General features: G+C 43.3%; 23 protein-coding genes. 10 read left to right on the forward strand and 13 right to left on the reverse strand.

Going from position 1 to position 25,322, the window contains the following annotated elements; translation table 11 throughout:
* Positions 1-39: 39 nt before the first annotated feature.
* On the reverse strand, positions 40-2,628 hold the full coding sequence (tamL, locus tag SD449_RS07770) for a translocation and assembly module lipoprotein TamL (protein ID WP_318309761.1): 2,589 nt from the start codon (positions 2,626-2,628) through the stop codon (positions 40-42).
* Between the two features lie 24 nt (positions 2,629-2,652).
* On the opposite strand from tamL, the gene SD449_RS07775 reads away from it, so the two are divergent.
* Positions 2,653-3,372, forward strand: coding sequence for an RNA methyltransferase (locus SD449_RS07775; RefSeq protein ID WP_318309762.1), 720 nt, complete (start codon positions 2,653-2,655; stop codon positions 3,370-3,372).
* Here the strand turns inward: SD449_RS07775 and porT are convergent, their stop codons facing one another.
* Positions 3,373-4,071 (reverse strand): type IX secretion/gliding motility protein PorT/SprT, encoded by a 699-nt coding sequence (gene porT, locus SD449_RS07780; protein ID WP_318309763.1) that lies wholly within the window; start codon positions 4,069-4,071, stop codon positions 3,373-3,375. It lies immediately after the preceding gene.
* A gap of 4 nt (positions 4,072-4,075) precedes the next feature.
* On the reverse strand, positions 4,076-4,804 hold the full coding sequence (ubiE, locus tag SD449_RS07785; protein ID WP_318309764.1) for a bifunctional demethylmenaquinone methyltransferase/2-methoxy-6-polyprenyl-1,4-benzoquinol methylase UbiE: 729 nt from the start codon (positions 4,802-4,804) through the stop codon (positions 4,076-4,078).
* Between the two features lie 194 nt (positions 4,805-4,998).
* Here ubiE and trkA point away from each other — a divergent pair, with 194 nt between their 5' ends.
* Complete coding sequence (gene trkA, locus SD449_RS07790; RefSeq protein ID WP_318309765.1) at positions 4,999-6,348, forward strand: Trk system potassium transporter TrkA; 1,350 nt, start codon at positions 4,999-5,001, stop codon at positions 6,346-6,348.
* Positions 6,348-7,838 (forward strand): TrkH family potassium uptake protein, encoded by a 1,491-nt coding sequence (locus SD449_RS07795; RefSeq protein ID WP_318309767.1) that lies wholly within the window; start codon positions 6,348-6,350, stop codon positions 7,836-7,838. Before trkA ends, SD449_RS07795 begins: the two co-directional genes overlap by 1 nt.
* Before the next feature lie 88 nt (positions 7,839-7,926).
* On the opposite strand, the gene SD449_RS07800 is transcribed toward SD449_RS07795, so the two are convergent.
* Together SD449_RS07800 and SD449_RS07805 are read right to left on the reverse strand one after the other, a co-directional pair.
* Entirely contained in the window at positions 7,927-9,114 is a 1,188-nt protein-coding gene (locus SD449_RS07800; protein ID WP_318309769.1) for a pyridoxal phosphate-dependent aminotransferase, read from the reverse strand.
* A 13-nt stretch (positions 9,115-9,127) separates the two neighbouring features.
* Positions 9,128-10,231: a fatty acid desaturase family protein gene (locus SD449_RS07805; protein ID WP_318309771.1), complete on the reverse strand. Its 1,104-nt coding sequence runs from the start codon at positions 10,229-10,231 to the stop codon at positions 9,128-9,130.
* Positions 10,232-10,345: 114 nt separating this feature from the next.
* Here SD449_RS07805 and rsmG point away from each other — a divergent pair, with 114 nt between their 5' ends.
* Positions 10,346-10,984 (forward strand): 16S rRNA (guanine(527)-N(7))-methyltransferase RsmG, encoded by a 639-nt coding sequence (gene rsmG, locus SD449_RS07810; protein WP_318309773.1) that lies wholly within the window; start codon positions 10,346-10,348, stop codon positions 10,982-10,984.
* Positions 10,985-11,155: 171 nt separating this feature from the next.
* On the opposite strand, the gene SD449_RS07815 is transcribed toward rsmG, so the two are convergent.
* The 8 genes from SD449_RS07815 to SD449_RS07850 form a co-directional block, all read right to left on the reverse strand.
* Positions 11,156-11,278 carry a hypothetical protein gene (locus SD449_RS07815; protein ID WP_318309774.1) on the reverse strand — a complete coding sequence of 41 codons (123 nt, stop codon included), beginning with the start codon at positions 11,276-11,278 and terminating at the stop codon, positions 11,156-11,158.
* A gap of 267 nt (positions 11,279-11,545) precedes the next feature.
* Positions 11,546-12,580 carry a DJ-1/PfpI family protein gene (locus SD449_RS07820; RefSeq protein ID WP_318309775.1) on the reverse strand — a complete coding sequence of 345 codons (1,035 nt, stop codon included), beginning with the start codon at positions 12,578-12,580 and terminating at the stop codon, positions 11,546-11,548.
* Positions 12,581-12,667: 87 nt separating this feature from the next.
* Positions 12,668-13,627: a GlxA family transcriptional regulator gene (locus tag SD449_RS07825; protein WP_318309777.1), complete on the reverse strand. Its 960-nt coding sequence runs from the start codon at positions 13,625-13,627 to the stop codon at positions 12,668-12,670.
* A 1-nt stretch (position 13,628) separates the two neighbouring features.
* Complete coding sequence (locus SD449_RS07830) at positions 13,629-14,393, reverse strand: creatininase family protein (RefSeq protein WP_318309778.1); 765 nt, start codon at positions 14,391-14,393, stop codon at positions 13,629-13,631.
* A gap of 69 nt (positions 14,394-14,462) precedes the next feature.
* Positions 14,463-16,091 carry an L-glutamate gamma-semialdehyde dehydrogenase gene (gene pruA / locus SD449_RS07835; RefSeq protein WP_318309779.1) on the reverse strand — a complete coding sequence of 543 codons (1,629 nt, stop codon included), beginning with the start codon at positions 16,089-16,091 and terminating at the stop codon, positions 14,463-14,465.
* A 71-nt stretch (positions 16,092-16,162) separates the two neighbouring features.
* A complete protein-coding gene (gene apaG / locus SD449_RS07840) occupies positions 16,163-16,549 on the reverse strand; it encodes a Co2+/Mg2+ efflux protein ApaG (RefSeq protein ID WP_318309781.1) in 387 nt (128 codons plus the stop codon).
* A gap of 5 nt (positions 16,550-16,554) precedes the next feature.
* Entirely contained in the window at positions 16,555-17,808 is a 1,254-nt protein-coding gene (locus SD449_RS07845) for a DUF3667 domain-containing protein (RefSeq protein ID WP_318309783.1), read from the reverse strand.
* Positions 17,809-17,839: 31 nt separating this feature from the next.
* Positions 17,840-19,084, reverse strand: a complete 1,245-nt coding sequence (locus SD449_RS07850) for a type IX secretion system plug protein (RefSeq protein WP_449757792.1) — start codon at positions 19,082-19,084, stop codon at positions 17,840-17,842.
* A 151-nt stretch (positions 19,085-19,235) separates the two neighbouring features.
* Here SD449_RS07850 and SD449_RS07855 point away from each other — a divergent pair, with 151 nt between their 5' ends.
* Genes SD449_RS07855 through nqrF form a run of 6 tightly spaced genes read left to right on the forward strand, consistent with a single transcriptional unit; the run spans position 19,236 to position 25,304 of the window.
* Positions 19,236-20,588 carry a Na(+)-translocating NADH-quinone reductase subunit A gene (locus SD449_RS07855; protein WP_318309785.1) on the forward strand — a complete coding sequence of 451 codons (1,353 nt, stop codon included), beginning with the start codon at positions 19,236-19,238 and terminating at the stop codon, positions 20,586-20,588.
* A 1-nt stretch (position 20,589) separates the two neighbouring features.
* On the forward strand, positions 20,590-21,840 hold the full coding sequence (locus SD449_RS07860; RefSeq protein WP_318309788.1) for an NADH:ubiquinone reductase (Na(+)-transporting) subunit B: 1,251 nt from the start codon (positions 20,590-20,592) through the stop codon (positions 21,838-21,840).
* A gap of 2 nt (positions 21,841-21,842) precedes the next feature.
* Positions 21,843-22,592, forward strand: coding sequence for a Na(+)-translocating NADH-quinone reductase subunit C (locus SD449_RS07865; RefSeq protein WP_318309790.1), 750 nt, complete (start codon positions 21,843-21,845; stop codon positions 22,590-22,592).
* Between the two features lies 1 nt (position 22,593).
* A complete protein-coding gene (locus SD449_RS07870; RefSeq protein WP_318309791.1) occupies positions 22,594-23,241 on the forward strand; it encodes an NADH:ubiquinone reductase (Na(+)-transporting) subunit D in 648 nt (215 codons plus the stop codon).
* An 11-nt stretch (positions 23,242-23,252) separates the two neighbouring features.
* Positions 23,253-23,993, forward strand: a complete 741-nt coding sequence (gene nqrE / locus SD449_RS07875) for an NADH:ubiquinone reductase (Na(+)-transporting) subunit E (protein ID WP_318309793.1) — start codon at positions 23,253-23,255, stop codon at positions 23,991-23,993.
* 3 nt (positions 23,994-23,996) lie between these two features.
* Positions 23,997-25,304 (forward strand): NADH:ubiquinone reductase (Na(+)-transporting) subunit F, encoded by a 1,308-nt coding sequence (nqrF, locus tag SD449_RS07880; RefSeq protein WP_318309795.1) that lies wholly within the window; start codon positions 23,997-23,999, stop codon positions 25,302-25,304.
* Positions 25,305-25,322: the final 18 nt, after the last annotated feature.

A 25,322-nucleotide genomic window follows, 5' to 3' on the forward strand; every position in this document is an offset into this window, starting at 1 on the left:
TCGAGTTAAATAGGGAACAAAAGTAATAAATTATTTGCTCTAGAAAGGATAATTGATCCCGATGTTGAAGACGGCTTGCTTGAAGCTGTATCCATCGAACCAGCGATCCGACCCTACTTTGGCGGGATTATAGGTCTTGAAGCCGACATCCAACCTGAACACAAAATAGGTGAAATCGTACCGTAATCCCAACCCAGTTCCAAGGGCAATGTCACCGAGTGATGAAAATCCACTGAAGATGGCATCGGGATTGGTCTCACTGTCGAACACGTTCCAAATATTCCCTGCATCGGCGAAAAGGGCGCCCTTTACATCGCCCGCTATGGGAAATCTATACTCCAGGTTTAGGGCGACCTTTAAGTTGGCCTCGTTAAAATCATTGATGTTGTCGGTGCTACCCGGACCAAGTTCGTAAGCGTTCCAAGCACGGTTGTCGTTAGATCCTCCAGCAAAATAACTCCGAACAAAGGGTACGTTGTCGGAATTGCCATATGGTATGGCAAGCCCGGTAAAACTCCGAAAGGCGATTACTTGAGAGCCTCCTATTTCCCAATGCCGGATATAGTCGAACTCCGTTTTCGCATACTGCGAAAAAGGAACGCCAAAAACAAGGTTTTGTCCAGTGTCGTTTTTATTGTAGGGTATCATATTGGCAATCAACGAAAGCATTCCCCCGGCACTTTCGAGTTTAATTCTGTACTGGTAAAAGTCAAGGTCGTTTATACCGGATTTACTGTTTTTGGTATGTGTAAAGTTAGAGGCAAAGATCAGGTTGTTCTCCGTTAGCCTCTTGCGTCTTTCCTCAATACTGTTTACTTCCTCAAGGTCTTCGGCACTCACCGGAATGGTACCGTTCAGAACATCGTTGGCAAAGCTGTTAGCACCATTGGGTATGCTAAGTCTTGGGTCTTCCCCCGGCTGTTTTATGGGGGCATAATAAGATGCGTACTGTGGGTCGTCCTGAAAATCATCCGCGATATCGTCCAGATTGGAAAAAGTATTTCGATAAACGTTATAAAAATTATCGGTGTTCACGTTTCGCACAAATTCCACGTTGAGCAATTCTATATTGTTTTTAAGGCGATCAGATGGTGACCAATTATAGGATAGGATTGCATTTAGGGATTGTTTGTCCAAACCGATGTTCCGCTGAAAATTGGTACCTGCAGATAACCTGCTCTGGGGAAGCATGTAATAGGGAATTATCTTTTCTGTGCTGAATGGCAACCAGATACGCGGAAATGTAATATTGATGTCCCCACCAAGTTCAGAAGTAAATGTTTCGTTTGATAGTGAAGCATCGCTCAAAAGGCCAATGGACCCTCGGGCGGATACATTCAAGGTTTCCGCACCCCCAAAAACATTTCGCGTAATCACCGAAGCACTGAAAGCGGTTCCCACCTGCTGAATATTGGAGTGTGTCACATCAAAATTGAGGTTCAGGGAATATTTTGGCTTGGCGGCCAAATAAATATTGGTCTCCAATTGGGTCTGGGTGGAATCGGGCACGAACTCAATGTTTGGATATTTAAAAGTGTTCAGGTTAGTGATCTGTCTATAGGTCCGTATCCGGTCCAGATCTCTGTATATACTGTCTTTTTCAAAGAAAACGGCATCGGTAAGGGCGTTGGGCCTATAACGAAGCTTGCCTCCATAATAAATGTTATAGTTGTCATGCTGGATTTTTTGTAGGGTATCCATATCCCCATTGATGTCATAATCCGCATAAATATTGATTTGGCTGTGACGAGCAACCTTGTAGGGGGTGTTGGTACTTGAGCTATCCGCGGCGCTTCGGAATTTTTTGATGTTCAACTGAACATCCATGAGTTGATCGTCCGAAGTAATCGTAGTGTCCCGAAGGATGCTATAGTTAATGGAGCTTTCCTGAAAATTGTATACTCCTGAATTTCTGAAAAGATTGGTCAATCGCTCGCGCTCCAGGGTGAACTTGTCCAGGTCAAATTGATCTCCCTGTCGAACAAGGCTCCATCTGGAGGCACCATCGTATATGGAATCCAGTTCGGGGGATGAAATGTTCTTTTGAAGGGTATCGATAATGTAGGGTTTGTTGAGCGTAATGTTATATTCGATCTTTCCCCGTTTACTTTTCTCGTTATTTATTATTTGATATTCACCGGAGTTGTTGAAATATCCTTTACTGTTATAGTAGGCCTCAAGTTTGCCCAAGGATTTTTTGGTCTCGACGGTATCTATGATCACGGGTGGTTCCCCGATTCTTTTGAGGAATTCACTGGCGCCTTTAACTATGAAGGACTCGCGTAGCCGGTTTACTTGTTTCTCGGAAAGGAGGTTGTTGAGGTGTTTTTCCCTTTTTTCTTTACGGTGGAGCCAATCCTGGAAAGAGGAATCTGGATTCTCCTTGGCCATGTTGTATAGGTTCAATCTTAAGGGATAGCCCAGAACGCTGCTGTTGGGTTTTTGACGTATAAGTCCTTTGATCTCACTGCTCTTTACCTTTTCTTCGTTGACCAAAATCGTGTTTTTGGTGAGCAATAATTCATCCTCCCCAACCTTTTTTAAGGTATTGCAACCCAAAATGCTCAGCAAAAGCAACAATAATCCTATTTTTGCCCAGTTGCACGTTACACCAAAAGAACCCCTCATAGAGACCAAAAATACACGATTTAGATGGTTACAAAAAACCAAATTAAACTAGTTGTTAGCCTTAAACAAAAAAAGTACCGATCTCAACATCGCCTGTTCGTTGTGGAAGGTGAAAAAGTGGTGAAGGAGTTATCGCTTTCCGGTTTGAGGACCTATGGTGTTTATGTAGACCGGGAAGAATATCTGAAAAAGTTCGAGGGAGCGGTTTTGGTTTCCACAAAAGAGCTGAAGCAAATGAGCAGTCTAACGCATCCGAACGGTGTGCTGGGAGTTTTTTACATAGAAGAGCGTGATAACGCCGAAAATCCGGATTGGACCGTGGTCTTGGACGCTGTGAGGGACCCCGGTAATCTTGGTACGATCATCCGTATATGTGATTGGTTTGGGATTTCGAAGTTGGTTTGTTCGCCGGATACGGTGGATTGCTACAATCCAAAAGTTTTACAGGCCACCATGGGTTCCATAGCTAGGGTGAGTATTTCTTATCTGGATTTGAACGTGTATTTGGGCAATTGTAAAAAACCGATTTACGGGGCCTATATGGATGGGACATCTGTATATCAAAGTAATTTAGGGGAAGAAGGGATTTTGGTCATGGGGAACGAGGCCAACGGCATTTCGGAGCAAATCAGTGAATTTATAACCGAAAGAATTTCAATTCCTCAATTTGGAAAAATCACCACCGAAAGTTTGAACGTTGCCACGGCCACGGCCATTCTCCTCAACGAAATACGAAGGGGCTAATTATTCAAAAGTAAAGTTGATAAAAATCCCACGCGTGCGCATGGCATTGATATTGCCCGTCCACGGACTGTTGGGGTCTGTATCGGGCACCAATTCATCGGTTAGGGCAAAAACTCCACGGATGGAAGGGGAGAACTTAAAATATTCGGTGTAAAAATCTATTCCAAATCCCAATTCATATCCATAAACGTTTTGTTTCATACGGAATTGACCACTGCTGTTGTCGTCCAAACTGTCTTCCTTGCTTCCAAGGTTAATGGAGGTGTACACTCCCGCGGTTATAAATGGTTTCCAGTTCCCGATCCTTCTGGTACTGGCCTTTAGCAAGAGAGGAAACCTAATATAGGTGGAACGTACTTCCCTGATAGCATCCGCCTGCGATGTAAAACCGGGAAACCCCAGCGTTCTGGAGGTGTAGAGTAAACCTGGTTCAAACCGGGCATCCAAGAATTCATTGATTCTAAGCTCACCGATCAGTCCCACATTGAAACCGAAACTTTTATCTACAAGAACATCCCTTCCAGTATTGTTTTTATACTCGAACTGAAAATCATATTGGTTGAAGCCAAGGTAATACCCCCAGTTCAAGAATTTCTTGTCCTCATTCTGAAGGTTTAAAATGGGGTCGTCACCAAATTGGGCAATCGCACTGGTGTTCGATACAACAAAAAGTCCGAGCAGGAAAAGAAGATTTTTCATCAATCTATTTTGAAGCGACATAAATGGATGCAACACCCATGGTCTGTGGTTTGTTCTCTACTCCTATAAACCCAATTTTTCTCAAAATATTGTTGAACGCCTCTCCGTGAGGAAAAACCGAGGCGGATTCACTTAAATATTTATAGGCCGACCTGTCCTTGGAGAATAGTTTGCCGATTGCGGGCAACATGTATTTTGTATAGAGCTTGTAGCCTTGCTTAAAAGGAGCTTTGGTGGGAACGGATGTCTCCAGCACCACAAAATGTCCCTCAGGTTTCAGGACCCTGTAGATTTCTTCCAACCCTTTTTCCAGATCTTCAAAGTTTCGAACACCAAATGCCACAGTGATGGCATCAAAGGAATTATCCTCAAAAGGAAGATTTTCGCTGTCGCCAACGACCATTTCAATGGTTTTCTCCAAGTTTTTATTGGAAACTTTTGTCTTTCCGACTTCCAACATGCCGGGAGAAAGATCAAGGCCCACTATTTTTTTTGCGCCGGTCCCGGCCATGGCAATGGCAAGGTCACCTGTGCCGGTGGCAATATCCAAGATGGAATCTGGTGATTTTTCCTTTAAAAAAGCTACGATACGCTTGCGCCATTTTACATCGGTTCCAAAAGAAATTACACGATTGAGGCCATCATAATTCCCCGATATGGTATCGAACATTTGCCTTACTTGTTCTTTCTTTCCAAGTTGGGATTCTTTGTAGGGCGTCACCTTTTTTGACATCGCTTCAATTTGTCGACAAATATACAACTTAGCCAAAGGGATGCGGACAAAAATATTTGTGTAATTTTGCCCTCCAAAGGGATTTATTTTCCGTATTTGGTTAAAAGTATGGAGTTTAAGTATAGCGTACCATTCTTAGTATCATTTGTAGCGCACAAATCGAGTTTATTTAAGAACACATCCTATTCTAATCAATGAGAATCATTATTGCAGGTGCTGGTGAAGTGGGATTTCATTTGGCGAAACTATTATCCTATGAATCACAGGATATCACTTTGATCGATACCGACAAGGAACGATTGTCCTATGCAGATAACCATTTGGATATTCGAGTGCTCCGCGGGGATGCCACATCCATCCAAGTATTACAGGATGCCCAAGTCGATGATTCCGATCTTGTGATCGGGGTAACGGCTTCCGAGACCACCAATTTAACGCTTTGTGTATTGGCAAAGCAGTTGGGATGTAAGCGTACGATGGCCCGTATTTCCAATACGGAGTTTATGGATAACCGGGATATCATCAAGTTTGATCAATTGGGCATTGATGAGCTTATTTCTCCAGAACGTCTGGCTGCCATGGAAATTCAACTAATGCTCAACCAGTCGGCTTTTAACGATACCTATCAATTTGAAGAAGGGCTGTTGACCATGTTCGGAGTAATTCTTCCCAAAACAGCTCCTTTTGTGGGCAAAATGGTAAAAGAGGCTGCGAGGATATTCCCGGAACTCAACTTTATGCCCATCGCCTTACAGCGAACGGGAACCCAATACACCTTGATTCCCAGGGGGGATACCGTTTTTAAGGAAGGTGATCAAGTATATTTTATTACTTCCGATAAAGGTGTGGAAGAACTCTACAAGCTTTCGGGAATGCAAAAGCAGGAGATCAAAAATGTAATGATTCTCGGAGGAAGCAAGGTAGGGTACAAAACAGCCCGTGACCTTTGCAATAAAAAGTTCAACGTAAAACTTATAGAAAAGAACAAGGAAAAGGCCTTTGATATTGCAGATGAACTCCCGCATGCCCTCGTTATCAATGGCGATGGTAGAAACGTAGAGTTATTGGACGAGGAGAATCTGGAATCCATGGATGCCTTTATCGCAGTTACAGGGAACTCGGAGACCAATATTATGTCCTGTTTGGTGGCAAAGAGCAAAAAAATAAAGAAGACCATTGCCTTGGTGGAAAATATGGACTATTTCCAATTGTCCCATTCCATCGGGGTGGATACCCTCATCAATAAAAAACTCCTTGCGGCCAACAGTATATTTAGGTACATCCGAAAAGGGGAAGTGCTTGCGCTCACCCGATTGAACAATTTGAACGCCGAAATTTTGGAGTTTGAAGTAAAAGCATCCTCATTGGTAAACGGGGAGATTATCCGTGAACTGAATTTTCCGAGAGAAGCAAGTATAGGCGGGGTAATCCGAAACGGTGAAGGTATTATTGCTTTGGGTGATTTTAGAATTGCCGAAGGGGATAAGGTGGTGGTCTGCTGCTTGCCCAAGGCCATACCAAGGATAGAAAAGCTGTTCCTCTAATGAAGCTCAATACACGAATCATTATCCACATCATGGGGCTGTTGCTGCTCTGCAATGGATCATTCATGCTTTTGGCGGCACTCGCAAGTGGCATTTATAAGGATGGAGCCACCATGGATATTATGTTGGCGGCCATTGTAACCATGCTTTTTGGTATGATGGCCATGTTCTATACTCGTGGACATAAAAAGGAGGTTAAAAAGAAAGAAGGGTACATTGTTGTGACCTTTGGCTGGATCGTGATGTCCATTTCTGGGATGCTGCCCTATCTTTTTTCTGGAGCCATACCTTCCATTACCGATGCGTTTTTTGAAACCATGTCGGGCTATACGACCACAGGTGCTTCCATTTTGGATGATATAGAGGCACTGCCAAAGGGAGTCCTGCTCTGGCGTAGCCTTACCCATTGGATAGGTGGGATGGGAATCATTGTATTGGCTATAGCAATTTTACCGCTTTTGGGAATAGGGGGAATGCAGCTGTTTGCGGCAGAAGCGCCCGGTCCTGGCGGGGATAAGCTTCACCCTAGGATTACGGATACTGCAAAAAGACTTTGGTTGATTTACTTCGGTTATACGGTGCTGGAAACCTTGTTGTTGAAATTTGCGGGCATGTCTTTTTTCGATGCGATCAACCATTCGTTGGCAACCATGTCCACTGGTGGATTCTCCACAAAAAATGCCAGTCTGGCCTTTTGGAACGATCAACCGTTGATTCAATATATCATTATTGTGTTCATGTTTTTGGCGGGAAGCAACTTTGTTCTCAGTTATTTTGCGTTGACGGGACGTGGACAGCGTATCTTAAAGGATGAAGAGTTTAAATACTATTTCGGATTTATAGTGGTCTTTACCATTATTGCCGCCCTTGGTGTATATTTTAAGGCGGATGTACCTGTATCTGATTTTCATCCCATGGTCATGGGAAAAGCGGAAAGTGCTTTTAGGCATAGTCTTTTTCAAGTGATAGCCGTAGTGACCACAACAGGGTTTGTGTCGGCCGATTTTACCTCTTGGACACCTTTTTTGACCGTTTTCTTTTTTGGTTTGATGTTTCTTGGAGGTTCTGCGGGCTCAACGGCCGGAGGAATCAAAGTGATGCGTCACCTGTTGATCATCAAGAATGGGATTTTGGAGTTTAAAAGAACCTTGCACCCCAATGCTGTGATCCCCGTACGATATAACCAAAAAACGGTGACCGAGCACATCGTGTACAATGTGATAGCATTCTTTGTGCTCTATATGTTACTGTTCATTATCGGTTCCTTGGTGCTTGGCTTTTTGGGGCTCGATTTTGAATCGGCCGTAGGTGGCTCTGCGTCCTCATTGGGCAATGTAGGCCCTGCGTTGGGTAGTTTGAACCCGGTGAGCAACTACAATAGTTTGCCCTCTGCGGGTAAGTGGTGGTGCGGATTCTTAATGTTGTTGGGCCGATTGGAACTATTTACAGTGCTGATCGTGATCACCCCTTATTTTTGGAGAAAGACCTAATAAAAAAACCTCCTGAACACAAGGTCAAGAGGTTTGATTTTTATCGTAATGGCCCAAAGTTCTTTTTTGAGCTTCAACGTATGTTTTTCTATAGTACTGCCTTAATCTGGGCAATGGCTTCCTTCAATTCTTTTTCGGATGCGGCATACGAGATGCGGATGCAATTCGGGTTTCCAAAAGCTTCACCGGTTACGGTTGCAACATTGGCATGTTCCAATAGGTATAGCGAAAAATCTGAAGCATTGTTTATGGTGACGCCCTTGAGTGTTTTTCCGAAGAACGAAGAAATATCTGGGAATACATAAAATGCACCTTCTGGAACATTCAGGTTAAAACCATCAATTTCACCGAGTAATTCAAGAACAAGGTCCCTTCTCTCATGGAACTTGTCTATCATATATTTTATTTTACTGACAGGAGCCTCCAAAGCTGTGATAACGGCACGTTGCGCTATGGCGTTGGCACCACTGGTTACCTGTCCCTGTAGCTTGGTACATCCTTTTGCGATCCATTCTGGTGCACCGATGTAACCGATACGCCAACCGGTCATGGCAAATGCCTTGGATACACCGTTCACCGTAATGGTTCTGTCGTACATGCCATCGATACTGGCAATACTGGTGTGTCCGCCTTTTGTAAAGTTGATATGCTCATAGATTTCGTCCGATACCACATAGATGTCAGGATGCTTTTTGAGCACAGCTGCCAGTCCTTCCAGTTCTTCTTTGTTGTAAACGGAACCACTGGGGTTACATGGCGAGCTAAACCATATCATACGTGTTTTGGGGGTAATGGCAGTTTCCAGTTGGGCGGGCGTCATTTTAAAATCGGTATCGATTTGAGTGGCTACCTCTACGGGTACGCCTTCGGCCAATTTTACAATGTCGCTGTAACTTACCCAGTAGGGGGCTGGAAGAATTACTTCATCTCCAGGGTTCAGAATCACCATGGCCACGTTGAAAAGCGATTGCTTCGCCCCCGTGGAAACCACAATTTGGTTTGGGCCATACTCGAGGCCGTTGTCCCTTTTGAATTTGTTGGAAATGGCTGTTTTTAACTCGCCATACCCATCCACCGGAGAGTAACTGCTATAATTTTCGTCTATGGCCTGCTTAGCGGCTTCTTTGATAAAATCCGGAATGTTGAAGTCGGGTTCCCCCAAGCTCAAACCGATAATATCCTTTCCTTCATTTCGTAATTCCCGTGCTTTGGCGGCCATGGCCAAAGTTGCTGACGTGGACATGTTCTTGATCCTGTCAGATAAATGGTTGCTCATTGATACTTCGTTTTTACTGATATTGAAGCGTTGGTTTTTTACCCAGCTCCTTTAAGTGTTTGAAGTGCGAAATTATAGCTTTTCTGGTAGTTTTATATTCGTGGTACGGTAAATTGAACTCCTTGGCAGTCTGTTTCACAATTTTGGAAATATTTGTGTAATGTATGTGACTGATGTTCGGGAAGATATGGTGTTCTACCTGATGGTTCAATCCGCCAGTAAACCAATTGACGATTTTGTTTTTGGTACCAAAATTGACCGTAGTGAACAATTGGTGGATGGCCCACGTATTTTTCATGTTTCCTTCTTCATCTGGCAGTGGGGTATCGGCATGGTCCACAATATGGGCCAATTGGAATACCACGCTAAGGATTACTCCTGCAACATAGTGCATAATAAAGAACCCTAGCAGAACTTGCCACCAAGCGATATCGACAAAAATCATTGGAAGTACGATCCATATGGTTAGGTAAATCACTTTTGTAATTACCAAGGTACTCCAGTTGATTACCGGATTGGGCAGTTTGCCGTAGCTCAATTTCCTTTTCATGTAACGGTACATTTGTTGGAAATCCGTGGTAATGGCCCAGTTGAACGTCAATAGGCCATAAAGGAAAATCGAATAGTAGTGTTGGAACTTGTGGTGCTTTCTCCATTCGGCGTGCTTGGAGAACCTTAGGATTCTTCCAGCCTCCATATCCTCATCATGCTCGTGGATGTTGGTGTAGGTATGGTGGAGAACATTGTGCTGTACCTGCCAGTTGTATACATTGCCGGCCAGGATATAAATGCTGCTTCCCATAAGTTTGTTGACCCATTTTTTGTTGGAGTATGCACCGTGGTTTCCATCGTGCATCACATTCATGCCAACTCCTGCCATGCCCACACCCATGGTGATGGACAGCAACAAATAGCCCCAAAAAGGCAGGTTCAAGGTCAACATTAAAAAATAGGGGGTCAAAAAAAGTGCAAACATCACTATGGTTTTAAAGTGAAGTTTCCAGTTCCCGGTTTTCTTAAGGTTATTTTCTTTAAAGTATTCGTTTACTCTTTTGTTCAGTGTCCTGAAAAATTGTGCCGAATCTCTTCTTGAAAACCGGACGGTATTCTTATCCATAAAAAAAAGTTTTTACAAAGATAACTAAAATGGTTCTTAAGCCTTAACCAGTTTTGTTAGAACGGTGTTAAGGTCTACAAAAGTATTAGCTTTGCTAAAATTAACGTTTGGAAAATGAAAGCGGAACTTGTATTCAAATATTTTACGACGCTCACAGATCAGCAGAAGCAGCAGTTCATCCAATTGGAGGCACTTTATCAGGACTGGAATCAAAAAATAAACGTGGTTTCCAGAAAGGATATTGATGAGCTGTACTTGAGGCATGTGCTTCATTCTCTGGGAATTGCACGGGTACAAGTGTTTAATGAAGGTTCCGATATTTTGGATGTGGGCACTGGCGGCGGGTTCCCGGGCATACCCCTGGCCATACTATTTCCAAATGTAAATTTTACCTTGGTCGATGCCATCGGAAAAAAGGTTAAAGTGGTCAATGAAGTTGTGGAAGGACTTCAACTGGACAATGTGAAAACCCTGCATTCAAGGGTAGAGGAAATTCCGGGACAATTTGATTTTATTGTGAGCAGAGCGGTGGCGGCCATGCCAACATTTGTGCACTGGACCAAAGGGAAAATCAAGAAAGACTCCGCACACCAGCGAAAAAACGGCATACTTTACCTAAAGGGTGGGGACCTCACCGATGAATTGAAAGGTTATGAAACGGTGCAAATCTTTGATTTGGAAGAATATTTTCAGGAAGATTTCTTTGAAACCAAAAAAGTGGTCTATCTACCACAAAAGTTTAAACCCGCGTAGGCTTCAAATAAAATATTGGGTATGCGTGGTCCGGAGTTTAGCACGGACCGATCAAAATCAATTGAAAATTAGATACAAAAAGGGCTGTTGATGTATAAAGACCGAGAATCCTTATGCATCAATTTTGGGTAGAAAGCGATGATGATATGGGTGATTGCCACTTGAGCCAAATCAAATACTGTACATTCTTTTATAGACCAATCTGCATTTTCTGGAGTAATCTTTGGCATATCGCCACAAACGATTGTACTTATCGATCATCAATTTTTTCCAAGCATTCCATTTCTTTTTCATGATAAATTGATTTAAGACTGTAAAATTAAATAGATCACATATAATTTACAATTAATTAACGTTAAATTTACATTGAAATTATAAAAATCTGGCTAAATAATACTGATTCAGTACGCAAAATCAATAATTATAATTGATAATCAATAAGTTACAGTGGTTTGATTGGTGAAAAATTCCGTGGTGATGATTTTTCTTGGTCTCAGTCCAATACAATGTTTGTGGGGTTCTATTTCGATGAAAGATTTGCATTTGATGGAGGGCGACAGATTATAGTCTGCGATATATCTTTCCATTTTTTGAGAGTGAATAGCCAACAACTAGGCCTGTGTCATCGCGATGAAAGAAAACCGGATCACTGTCTACATCGGAGAACATGTCTTCATTCTCATAATAGAGCGGATAAAAAAGGTCGTTGATCTCTACCATAAGGTCTCCTGCCTTATCATCATATTTTAACACAAAAGTGGTGTCGTCCTTGTATTCATAAATTCCTTCAAAATCTTTGAAAAAGTCCATTGTTGTTTCGACCTGATATGGATTTTCTTCGGCAAGGATCAGTCCGTTGCCAATGTTCCAATTATCATACTCCATATAATAAGCGGTTCGTTTCGCAACATTGATTCCCTGGAGTTTGGCGACCAAATGCAGTGCTCCGTCAATTCCGGCGGAAATCCCGGCCGTGGTAATCACTTTTCCATTATCCACATAGCGAACATTTTTTCTCACATCCACTTTGGGATAATTCTTTTCCAAATCGTAAAGTGCATTGTGAAAGGTTGTCGCAATTTTGCCGTCAAGAATGCCTGTCTCTGCCAAAACAAAGGCACCGGTACAAACGGAAAAATGGTATTCGATGTCTTGTTGATTCTTGACCCACTCAATAACCTTCCCATTTTGTGAGGCAGCCTGTGAATTACCCCCGAAAAAGGCCAAAATATCGGCTTTTGGGGCATCTTCTATACTATAATCAGGAACCACCGTTAAAATACCCTGCGATTTGATGGGTTTCTTGGTGGCCGAAACCGTGAATACCCGATACCCCGCATAGCTAAAGACTTCCATGGGCCCGGAAAAATCCAAAACCTCTACACCATCTTGAAGATAAAAGGCAATAGTTTTGGAGTTTTCTTTATCGATAAGAGGCATGTTGCAGTGGGAGCAAATGCCCGGGGAATCATAGGAAATGTCATCGCAACTGCTGGAACATGGTGGGCATATGTACTGAGAATTGCTTTTTAGGTTGTTTTGACCCATCGTTACAAGGGAAATTAGGAATATTGAAAATAGGATTGACTGTTTCATTTTTTGATATTGATGATTTGTACAAACCTAGTATTCCTATCCAACCCCTAAAAGGACAATGGTACGCAGTATTGGGCCAGTAGCTTTTTAAATATCAGCATCATTTGCCGGATATTTTTTAAGCAAGGCCCTTAATTGGTTGGTGCTTTTAAGACCGCATGCCTGAGCTGCTGCACTTACCTTGGTACCTTTGGAAAGCAACTGCGAAGCTCTTTCCGCACGAAGTTGGTCCAAATAATCCCCAATGGTGGTGCCAGTCGAGCTTTTGAACAATCGGGTAAGGTTTCTACGGCTCATATGAACACTTTCCGCAAGCGTGTCCACCGTTACTTTTTGATCAAGGTTTTGCGCCAACCTATCCTGTACCATATGAATCCTGTTTTCCAAATGGTTCCTGTAGCGCAGATAGACGCTTAACTGCGGGTCTTTGGGAGTGCGGCGCAGGTAAATCACCACTTCTTTGGCAATTTTTGAGGCGAACACAGGCCCCATGGATTCCTCTAGAATAAAAAGGCCCAGATCTATTCCCGATGATACACCAGCGCTTGAGTAAATGTTCCCGTCTTTTACGATCAGTCGATCGGAGAGTACCTTGGCCTTCGGAAACCTATCTTTGAAATGGTCGATATATTTCCAGTGCGTAGTGCACTCCTTGCCGTCCAAGATTCCAGCCATTCCCATGAGGTAGGCCCCAGTGCAGACCGAGCAGATTCTGGCACCCCTTTCGGTCTGTTCCCTGAGCCAATTGAAAAACAGGGAATGTTTTTTCGTAAAGTTATCAGAGTTGAACAAATGGGCCTCCAATCCGGGGATGAAGAGTAGGTCCTCCTTCTCTAATTGATAATTTTTAAAAGGTTCAAGGCTGCCCATTGAAATTCCGGCACTCGATTGCTGGTAGGGGGCCTTATTAAGACCCAAATAATGTAGGCTGATATTCGCGCCGTATTCCTTGGCTTCATAAAACAGATGGGCGGGACCGGCAAAATCCAGCAGTTGTACCTCTGGAGGAATCAAAAAGAAGGTGCGAAAAACCGTTTGGTGCCCCATTTTATTGATAAAGATCGTTGGTATTCGCTTGGCAAAGGTCCACAAAGAGTTCTGCCATTTTTTGACAGACCAATTTGAAAAATTCTTCGCCTTTCTCCTTGGTCGATTTGCTCGGGTCCCCCACACCGGTATCCTCGCTTATTTTGGACCAAGGCCGCTCTGTCCATGCCCATCCCTCGGAAAAGGCTTTGATTTTATTTTTAGCTTCTTTGCCTTCGCCCCAATCTTCTCGGGGCAATACCAAATCTGGTGTCAAGTGCAGGATGAGACTGGTTTCCATCTCATCGGCATGGTCCCCTGGAAGCTCAAAAACACCGGATTCACTTCCTAACTTGAACCAATTCGTGACGCACAAAAACATGTCCGGGAAAAGTAGTCCCAGTTCCCTTACAAGGGCTTTCCAGTTGTTTCCCCCATGACTGTTCAAAATCATAAACTTTTTGATGCCCTGGCGGTCAAGTACGGTAATCAGGTCTTTTAAAATGGCCAGTTGTGTGCTTGGATTCAGGTTCATGTCCAAATATATGTCCGATTGCCCTGTGTTTACTCCAAAGGGAATGGTGGGCAACACCACCACCTTGCTTCCTTGTTCCCAAGCAATTCTGGCCGATTCTTCTGCAATCGAGGTGCCTTCAATAACATCTGTGGCATAGGGAAGGTGGTAATTATGGGCCTCGGTGGCGCCCCAAGGCAAAATAGCAAGGTCAAAAGATTCGTCTTTTAGATGTTTCCAATTGGTTTCCGCCAAAATATAGGGTCTGGGCATGGTTTATATCTTTAATTAAAAAAGCCGTCATTGATCAATGACGGCTTTTAAATTAATTGTTTTTTGGCCTTATCCCAAAAATGAATATCTATAATCTTCCGGAGTCACAAAAGTTTCCTTGATCAACCTAGGGGAGACCCATCGCAATAGGTTTTGCATGGAACCTGCCTTGTCGTTGGTTCCGGAGGCCCTTGCACCACCAAATGGTTGTTGTCCCACAACGGCGCCTGTTGGCTTATCGTTGATGTAGAAGTTACCTGCGGCATTTTGCAAAGCTTTGGTAGCCTCATCAATGGAGTAGCGGTCCGCTGAAAGTACGGCGCCTGTCAGCCCATATTCGGAAGTGCCGTCCACAAGCTTCAAAGTCTCGCTCCAATCCTTGTCCTCATATACATAAACGGTGACCACAGGTCCGAAAAGTTCGGTATACATGGTCTCGTATTTTGGATTGGTGGTCAGAATTACCGTAGGCTCGATAAAATAACCAACGGATTTGTCGTAATTGCCACCAGCGATTATTTCTGCATCATCATCGGCCTTCGCTTGATCAATATATTTGGCCAATTTATCAAAAGAACCTTCATGGATCACAGCGGTGATAAAGTTGCTCATGTCCTCCGGGGAACCTGGTTTGTTGAAAGAGGCAATGTCTTTTTTGACCAGATCCAAGATTTCATCCGCAGTGGACTTGGGCAGATACACCCGTGATGCGGCACTACATTTTTGCCCTTGGAACTCAAAAGCACCTCGGCTGATTGCCGTGGCCACTTGTTGTGGTTTCGCGGTTGGGTGGGCAATGATAAAGTCTTTACCACCCGTTTCGCCCACGATTCGCGGATACGTTTTGTATTTGTGGATGTTGTTTCCGATCTGTTTCCAAAGGTTCTTGAATACTGTGGTGGAACCGGTAAAGTGTATACCTGTAAAATCAGGACTGTCCAATACGGTGTCGGAAATCATAACGGGATCTCCATAGACCACATTGATCACGCCATCGGGCAATCCAGCTTCTTTGAATACGTCAACGATTACCTTGGCGGAATAGATTTGGCTGTCGCTGGGTTTCCAGACCACAACGTTCCCCATCATCGCGGCACTGGCGGGTAGGTTCCCTGCAATGGCCGTAAAGTTAAATGGGGTAATGGCATATACGAAACCTTCCAACGGACGGTATTCCACCCGGTTCCAAACTCCTTCGGACGATTCTGGTTGCTCACCATAGATTTGTGACATGTATTCCACGTTGAAACGTAAAAAGTCAACAATTTCGCAAGCGGAATCAATTTCGGCCTGATAAATATTTTTGGACTGGGCAAGCATGGTGGCGGCATTCATCTTTTGGCGATAAGGCCCTGCGATAAGTTCAGCGGCCTTTAAAAAGATGGCGCAACGCTGTTCCCACGTTAAATTGGCCCAAGCCTCCCTGGCCTCCATACAGTTCGCGATCGCTTTTTCCACATGTGTTTTCTCGGCAAGGTGATATTGCCCTATAACATGTTTATGATCGTGCGGGGGAGATAATGGCTTGGTATTGCCCGTTTTTATTTCTTCGCTACCAATGTAAAGTGGAATGTCCACAGTATCATTGTAAAACGCTTTATATTGTTTTAGTACTTCTTCTCGTTCGGGGGAACCCGGAGCATAGCTCAGTACAGGTTCGTTATATGCTGTTGGAACTTGAAAAAATCCTTTTCCCATAGAAATGTTTTTAAAGATTAACAATTCTAACAAAGGTAGTGAAACCTATACCGAATATAAAATGATGCCGACTAGTTTATGGCAAAGGGTGCCGCGAATTTGAAAGTTGGGATCTCCACTTCAAACTCCTCGGCATTGCTGAAATTGACCATTTGGTAGTGTCCGCGCATGGCACCAACGGGCGAAGCCAGCAGGCAACCGGAACTATATGTGTGCGATTTTCCGGGCCTGATCACGGGCTTTCTTCCTATAACGCCTTCTCCGTCAATGGTTTCCATTTCCTTTAGCGCATCAAACACATCCCAATGCCTCGAAGTGAGCTGAACGGTGTCCTTGCTTAGGTTCTCGATGGTTATAGTGTAACCAAATGCATAATGTACCTTATAATTTTTGAAGAATGTGCCTTCAAAAGTGGTACTGACCGAAACCTTGATTCCTTTGGTGACCTGAACAAACATATCTATCAATAGGTTAAACCACTTCCTGCAAAGGTGAGTATGATGGTGACAAAGGCCAGAATCATAAACACCGTATTCAAAAAGATGTATTTCACAATGGTTTTAAATCTTCCTTGTCCGTAAAATTTTCGCATGGCCTTATACAGGTAAAAGGCAAAAATCAACAGAAAAATTCCCGAGCTGTCAATATTGAAAATAGTATCCAATGTAAGGCTAAGGATGAGCAAGATAAACAAGAGGGACTGATTGTGAAAGCTAAAGATAAGATGATCGGTGTAGGTATAATTTTTTCTGATGTAAACCAACCAAATGAAGATGGTGAAGACCGGCATAAAAAAGAAAATCACAAAAGGGAGCTTGGAAATTGTTTCGTTGACCCAAGAGCCCGGTTCGCTCATCACTTTCCAAACACTATTTGATAAATTGAAGGCCATTTTATTGCTCGTGGTCTCTTCAATATCGTAAAGGGTCTTGGCCTGGTCAAAGTTTTTTAAGGTGTCCTTTTTGATGTATAGCCCAAAGAATTCCGTTTTTTTGCTGAAAGCGTCCATGCCCGATTTGGCTTCCAGGGTCTTAAAATAGGCCGACGGGTCTGCGTTCATAAAAGAATCCTTTTTTCGTTGTGCATTTTCCATGTCCATGATAAAATATCCTAGTGAGTCCAAATTCCCCAACTTGGAAGCAAGCTTTGGATCCCTCTTTTGTAAGGAATCTAGATTTTGTAGGCCCAATGAAATGCCGGGATTTACTTTTTTCAAGGAGTCCAAGGTTTTCTGGGCCGCTTTGCTCTGTTTTTCCAAAGCAACGCTGTCCATTTCCATGCCCCCCGATTCGGTATTGAATTTGAACGGAGAACCGTTATAAATGGTGCCGTCGAAATCTTTTGCAGCCTCGTCCCAATCATCGAATTGGCTGTTATAGGTGAACATCAAAAAATAAAGGAACGCAAGACTCAATAAAAATCGAAACGGATTGGTGTAGGTAACTCTTTTACCGTTCACATAGTCCTTGGTGATTCTACCTGGTCTGAGCAAAAGAGCTGAAAGTGTTTTTAAGAGCTTGGAATCGTAATTTATAAGGCCTGAAAAGAACTCATCGATAAAATCCTTCAGGGTGAGTTTTTTGGTGCTGTTGGCCTGGGAGCAATTAGGGCAATACTTGTCGCTGATATCAAGCGGGTGTCCGCAGTTGAGGCATTCTACGCCCCTAAATTTAAGTTCGTAACGACCTTTGGTGATCAAACCATCTTTTTTTCCCATACCGTTTTTCCGGATTTGGGCCTAAAGATAATTAATTGCTGATATTTCTGGAGTTTACGGAGCCTATACCTATAATACTATCATACATATCTCCAAAATCGCGATAATAGATTAAAATAAGGTAGTTGTTTTCGGTAAAATGAAAATTGCCACTGACCAAATTGGGCTCTATTGTGCCATCTTCCCGTTGCACTACATATTTATAGTTATAAAATCCCTGTTTCATCATTAAGACCGTTTCAAATTTACCGGTCTCCTCGTTGAAGGTCATTTTGTTTTCTTCGCCCAAGGTATAATTGTTGAACTTGCCTATAACGTACACATTGTCCAAGCCTATCATGTTTGAAAAGGGCAGGCTAAAATGGACCTTGGAGTATTCGGCCTCCCGGGAAACATCATCGCCCTGTAGTGTTCTTACCACAAAATCCCCATTGATGTCCGGAAAATACGTGTACTCTTGGTCAAATCGATATTCGTTTGTAAATAAAAAATGATGGTACACATCCCTCATTTCAATTTTGGATATGGCAAAGGTGGGTGACCGCAGGTCTTTGGTGTCGAAGTTCAAATATTCATTGCCGCCAAGAAAACTGGTTTCGTCGTTATATCGGTACACCAGTTCCGACCCAATGGTGAATTGCGGTTTAATATTGTAAAGAGCGGTAGGCCAATGGTAATTTTGAAGGATGGCTACCTTTATTTCCTTTTTGGGGTTGATCACATTGAATCCGGCCGTGTTGATGGTAAACTGGACCACTTGTTTCTCATTGATAAAATTGAAGTCCCTGGATCTTTTTACCGTTCCCGCAACAGCAACGGCATCTCTATAAACAACGAACCTTCTGGAGAACTGTAAATCCCCGTAGCTGTTATAGATTTCGAGCAAAAAATTGCCGCTCACCGATAATTTAACATTCTCGTTCGGTATTGTGAGCCGATAATTGGAGTAGGGCTGAAGTGTGGTGTAACTATTTTCATAGTCGATGATCCGTTGGTTGTCCGTGCCGGAGAGGTATTGCGATTTTAACAATTGGGAAGGCGTCCAATCGTAATCACAGTGTACAATTTTATAATAGTAGTCCTGTTCACTGGCAGTAAGGTCATCAAACTCCAAAGTTATTGATTCCCCGAGCTTTATAATGGGAAACTGGTCTTCTGTAGGTCCTTTGAAGACAATTGTTTTAATGTTTTCGGGCGGTTCTACCTCTTCCATGACCTGCGCAAAGGCCGAGGTGGACAATAAACCCAAAAGAATCAGAATGTTGGCAAAACGTATCAACGACATAATTTTGAGGTAAAGGTAAACAAAAAGTATGCCTAGGGAATTAACCCGGACATAATCCCAATTTTATAGTTAATTATTATGAAAACAATCCTTTTAGTGCTAAATTTGCGTCCGATTTTGATAACAAAAGGTCTACAACAATATGTCTAAAGACATCCGGATTAGAAAGGGGTTGAACATCAACCTCGTCGGGGCAGCAGAGCAGACTATTTCCAATGCCGTTACAAGTAACGTATATGCCCTGAACCTAGATGATTTCCATGGAATCACTCCAAAAATGTTGATAAAACAAGGGGAAGAGATAAAAGCGGGCGAGCCTCTCTTTTATAACAAGAACAACGAAGAAATGCATTTCGTTTCCCCGGTAAGTGGAGAATTGGTGGAAATTGTTAGGGGAGCAAGAAGAAAAATCTTAACCCTTAAGATTCTTGCCGATAAAACCCAAGATTATGTGATCAATAAGGTGCCGGATTTGGATACGGCAGATGGAGAAGCCATTAAATCATACCTTTTACAGTGTGGTGGGTGGCCATTTATCAAACAAAGACCTTATGATGTGATCGCCGACCCCAGCGCAACCCCCAAGGCCATATTCGTTTCGGCCTACGCAACTGCGCCATTGGCGGCAGATCCTGATTTCGTGCTTGAGGGCAAGATGCAGGAGATTCAAGCGGCCATCATGGGTCTGAGCAAAATGACACCTGGTAAAATCCATGTGACCATTGGTAAATCCAGTAGGTCGCTCTTTAACGATATCAAGGGCATAGAACTCCATAAAATTTCTGGACCGCACCCTGCTGGGCTCGTAGGTACCCAGATCAATAAAATTGACCCCGTGAACAAAGGAGAGGTGGTATGGACCATTTCCCCACAAGATTTGGTGATGTTGGGCGAGCTTTTATTGACAGGAAAGTTCAATGCGGAACGTATTGTGGCCTTGGCCGGTTCCGTTATCAAGGCCCCAAAATATTACAAGACCAAGATCGGTGCTGAAATATCTACCTTTTTATATGCCAGTGGTGTAAACGAAGATAGGTTCCGATTGATCAATGGAGACGTGCTTACGGGTTCAAAAACGAATACCGAAGGCCACCTTGGATTTTATAACAATACCGTAACGGCCATTCCGGAAGGAGACGACTACGAGTTTTTTGGATGGAACAAGCCGGTCTTCGACAAAATTTCATCAACAAGGGCATTGACCTTTTCTTGGTTGCAGCCCAATAAAAAATATGATCTGGATACCAATACCAATGGAGAGCACAGGGCTTTCGTGGTAACGGGACGTTACGAAGAGGTTTTTCCACTCGATATTTATCCTCTCCAGCTATTGAAGGCCTGCATGGTCAAAGATTTGGACGAGATGGAGCAATTGGGGCTGTATGAAGTGGCTCCAGAAGATTTCTCTTTAACAGAATTCATATGCATTTCAAAACAACCGCACCAGCAAATAATCAGGGAAGGATTGGATTTATTGCAAAAAGAACTTGGATAATATGGGAATGAAAGAAAAATTACATCAGTTAAAACTTAAGTATCAGGGCAAAAAAATGGCCCCTGCCTTTAACGCACTGCATACTTTTCTTTATACACCGAACGAAACCACGCACTCCGGTGCTCACGTTCGGGCCGCGGATGACCTAAAGCGTACCATGAATACCGTAATCTTGGCATTGGTGCCATGTTTACTGTTCGGTATGTTCAATGCAGGTTATCAGCATTATTCGGCAATCAACGGTTTTCCGGAGAACTTTTCACTTTTTGATCACTTCTTGACTTGGGAAAACTTCTTGGTGGGGATTACAACTGTCCTGCCATTGGTAATCGTTTCCTACGGTGTTGGTCTCGCAATTGAATTTTTGTTTGCTGTGATCAAGGGTCACGAAGTGGAAGAAGGATATTTGGTGACCGGAATGTTGGTGCCATTGATCGTGCCTGTGGACACCCCGCTTTGGATGCTTGCCATTGCCGTTGCCTTTGGTGTGGTAATAGGAAAAGAAGTTTTCGGAGGTACAGGTATGAACATTTTGAACCCTGCCTTGACCATTCGAGCATTCTTGTTCTTTGCCTACCCAACTTGGATGAGCGGAGATAAAGTTTGGGTGCACGAAGCTGTGGAAAGAGCTGGTACCGCCGACGCCATTTCTGGAGAGACCATCTTGGGATCTTTGGCCCAAGGTTCGGATTACAGCTATTCCCTGGCCGATATGTTCTATGGATTTATTCCAGGGTCTGTTGGTGAAACCTCTACCTTATTGATATTGTTGGGCGGACTTTTCTTGATTTTCTCAAAAATAGCCTCTTGGAGGATCATGGTAAGTGCCGTATTGGGTGCTTTGGCCATGGGATTGATATTCAATGGAATCATAGATGCTGGCTGGTTGCCGGAATACAGTAAATTCTATACGCTGATGAACTTTCCGTTCTGGCAGCACCTGATCGTGGGTGGATTGGCCTTCGGAATCGTATTCATGGCCACCGACCCCGTAACCGGGTCACAGACCAATAGAGGAAAGTGGTTCTACGGATTTTTGATCGGATTCCTTTCCGTAATGATCCGGGTGTTCAACCCAGGATATCCCGAAGGTGTGTTCTTGGCCATCTTGTTGATGAACGTATTTGCACCTACCATTGACCACTATGTGATAAGAGGTAACATTAAAAAGAGATTGAAACGATTTAAGACAGCAACCATATATCCAAAAGCTTCGGATGAGGTTGATACACTAAAAACGGAAACAGCTTAATTATGGCAGTCAATACAGAAAAAAATACCTACACTGTAATCTTTGCAGTACTCATGGTAATTGTTGTGGGATCGCTACTGGCTTTCGTTGCATCCGGCCTTAAGCCGATGATAGATGAGAACGAACGCTTTGAAAAGCAACAGAATATCCTTTATGCCATGGGAGTCAATGAAAATGAAGGAGATGGAGATGTTTCTTTTATACCGACATCAGAAGTGGAAGCGGCTTTCTCAAAGTTCATTACCGAGCAATTGGTATTGGAAGGCGACAAAGCTGTTGAAAAGGACAATGCTTATCTGATCAATGTGGAAAAAGCATTGGCCAAGGCCAAAAGAGGTGAAAATGCAGAACTTCCCTTATTGATTGGAGAAAAGGATGGAGCAAAATTCTACATCATCCCCATGTACGGAAAAGGACTATGGGATGCCATTTGGGGGTATCTTTCCTTAGATGAAAATATGGAGGTACAGGGTGTTTACTTTGATCACCGGGGTGAGACTCCTGGACTTGGTGCCAATATCAAGCAGCGCTTTTTTATGGATGACTTCAAAGGCGAGCTTGTGGTAGAAGGAAACACCTATGTAGGTATTGAGGTCGCCAAAGGGAACAACGATCCTTTGAACAACGATAAAGAAGATAATCAAGTAGATGCCTTGGCCGGTGCCACGATTACCGGAAATGGGGTAACTGCAATGATCAAGGAAAGCTTGAAGCTTTACAAACCTTATTTACAAACCATTAGAACCAAATAATATGGCGCTACTATCTAAAAAAGATGCAAATCTGATAAAAGACCCGTTGGCGGATAACAACCCAATTACCATACAGGTGCTTGGTATTTGTTCGGCACTGGCTATTACCGCGGAACTAAAAGCTTCCGTGGTTATGGCAGTATCCGTATTGTTTGTACTAGGTGTAGGAAACGTGGTCATATCACTTTTACGAAATATAATTCCGGCAAAGATCAGGATCATTGTGCAGTTGGTCGTAGTGGCCGCTCTAGTGATCATTGTGGATCAAGTGTTGAAAGCCTTTGCCTACGAATTGAGCAAGACCCTTTCGGTTTTCGTTGGATTGATCATTACCAACTGTATCATCATGGGACGTTTTGAGGCATTTGCCTTGGGTAACGGGCCTTGGAAATCGTTTTTGGACGGCATAGGAAATGCGCTGGGATATGGTGTTATTTTGGTCATCGTTGGTTTCTTCAGGGAACTATTGGGGTCAGGAACACTTTTTGGAATAAAGGTGTTGGGCGACCCCGTTACCAAGACTGGATTATATTCCATCGGATATGAGAACAACGGCTTTATGATCATTCCACCTGCAGCTTTGATCGTTGTGGGAATCATCATATGGGTACAACGTTCCAAGAACAGGGCATTAATTGAAGAAGCATAAACTAAGGAAGCATGTTAGAGCATTTAGAACTATTTTTTAAGTCAATCTTCATTGACAATATGGTATTTGCGGTCTTTTTGGGAATGTGTTCCTATTTGGCCGTATCCAAAAAAGTTACTACCGCTGTAGGTTTGGGGGCTGCCGTAATCTTCGTATTGGGAGTTACCGTTCCTCTAAACTGGTTGTTGGACCAATATATATTGAAAGATGGGGCTTTGGCCTGGTTGGGACCGGAATATGCCGATTACGATTTAGGATTCCTTTCGTTTATCCTTTTTATCGCAACCATTGCTACCATGGTGCAGTTAGTGGAGATCGTGGTGGAAAAATTTTCGCCATCACTTTATAACTCACTGGGTATTTTCTTGCCCTTGATCGCAGTAAACTGTGCCATCTTGGGAGGTTCCCTGTTTATGCAGACAAGGGAGATACCGAACATTGGGTTGGCACTTAACTATGGGGTTAGTTCTGGTATCGGATGGTTCCTTGCCATTTTGGCCATAGCCGCCATACGCGAAAAAATCAGATATTCCAACGTTCCTGCACCCTTGCGTGGACTTGGAATTACATTTATCATTACAGGCTTAATGGGAATCGGGTTCCAAAGCTTTGGTGGAATGCTCACAGGAGACAATGAGCCACCAGAGGAAACCCAGACAACCACCGCTAAAGCTGAGGATGAAAAGGAAATTAAGAAAGAGATCGATGACAAGGAAAAAGCGATTTCTTATAATGAAGCCATAAACAAATAGAAGATGATATTAGCCGCAAGTACCGGAGGTACTATCTTAATTACTGTAGTTGCATTTCTTGTTTTGTTGTTAGTGTTAGTGGCACTTTTGCTGTTCACTAAGGAAAAACTGTCCCCATCCGGGCCCGTAACCATTACTATTAATGGTGAAAAGGAGCTGGAAGTTGGTTCAGGAGGTTCTTTGCTATCGACTTTGGGTAACCAAAAAATATTCTTGCCTTCCGCTTGTGGTGGCGGTGGAACATGCATCCAATGCGAATGTCACGTACTTTCGGGTGGGGGTGAAGCCCTTCCTACGGAGACTCCCCATTTCTCAAAAAAGGAGTTGAGCGAAGGAGCACGTTTGGCCTGTCAGGTCAAGGTAAAGCAGGACATGGAAATTACCATTCCCGAAGAAGTGTTCGGTATCAAAAAATGGGATGCCAAAGTAGTACGTAATTACAACGTTGCCTCTTTCATCAAAGAGTTTGTCGTTGAGATTCCAGAAGACATGAACTACAAGGCAGGTGGATATATTCAAATAGAGATTCCACCATGCGAAGTAAAATACGAAGATATAGACATTACCGCTCACCCCGAGGAGCACGAAACTCCGGATAAGTTCCAGGCGGAGTGGGATAAATTCAATTTGTGGCCCTTGGTCATGAAGAACCCGGAAACGGTGGAAAGAGCCTACTCCATGGCTTCCTATCCAGCAGAGGGAAGAGAAATCATGTTGAACGTTCGTATTGCGACCCCGCCATGGGATCGTAACAAAAACGGATGGATGGATGTGAACCCTGGTATCGCTTCTTCCTATATCTTTAGTTTGAAGGAAGGTGATCCTGTGACCATTTCTGGTCCGTTTGGTGAATTCTTCATCAACGAATCCGAAGCAGAGATGCTTTATGTGGGTGGTGGTGCCGGAATGGCTCCAATGCGTTCCCACTTGTACCACTTGTTCAAAACATTGAAGACCGATAGAAAAGTGACCTATTGGTATGGAGGTCGTTCAAAAAGAGAGCTCTTCTACATCGACCATTTCAAACAATTGGAAAAGGAATTCCCCAACTTTAAATTCTATATGGCACTTTCTGAGCCATTGGAAGAGGATAACTGGAAAGTCAAGGAAAGCATTGACGACGAGGGAGATGGTTTTGTAGGGTTTATCCACAACTGTGTGATCGATAACTACTTGAACCATCACGAAACCCCGGAAGATATTGAACTATATTTCTGTGGTCCGCCATTGATGAACAAAGCGGTTCAGAAAATGGGAGAAGACTTTGGTATCCCGGATGAGAACATCAGGTTTGATGACTTTGGAGGATAAAACCGAAACAGATAATAA

It is taken from the genome of Flagellimonas crocea (genome assembly GCF_033441595.1).
Classification (GTDB): Bacteria; Bacteroidota; Bacteroidia; order Flavobacteriales; family Flavobacteriaceae; genus Flagellimonas; species Flagellimonas crocea.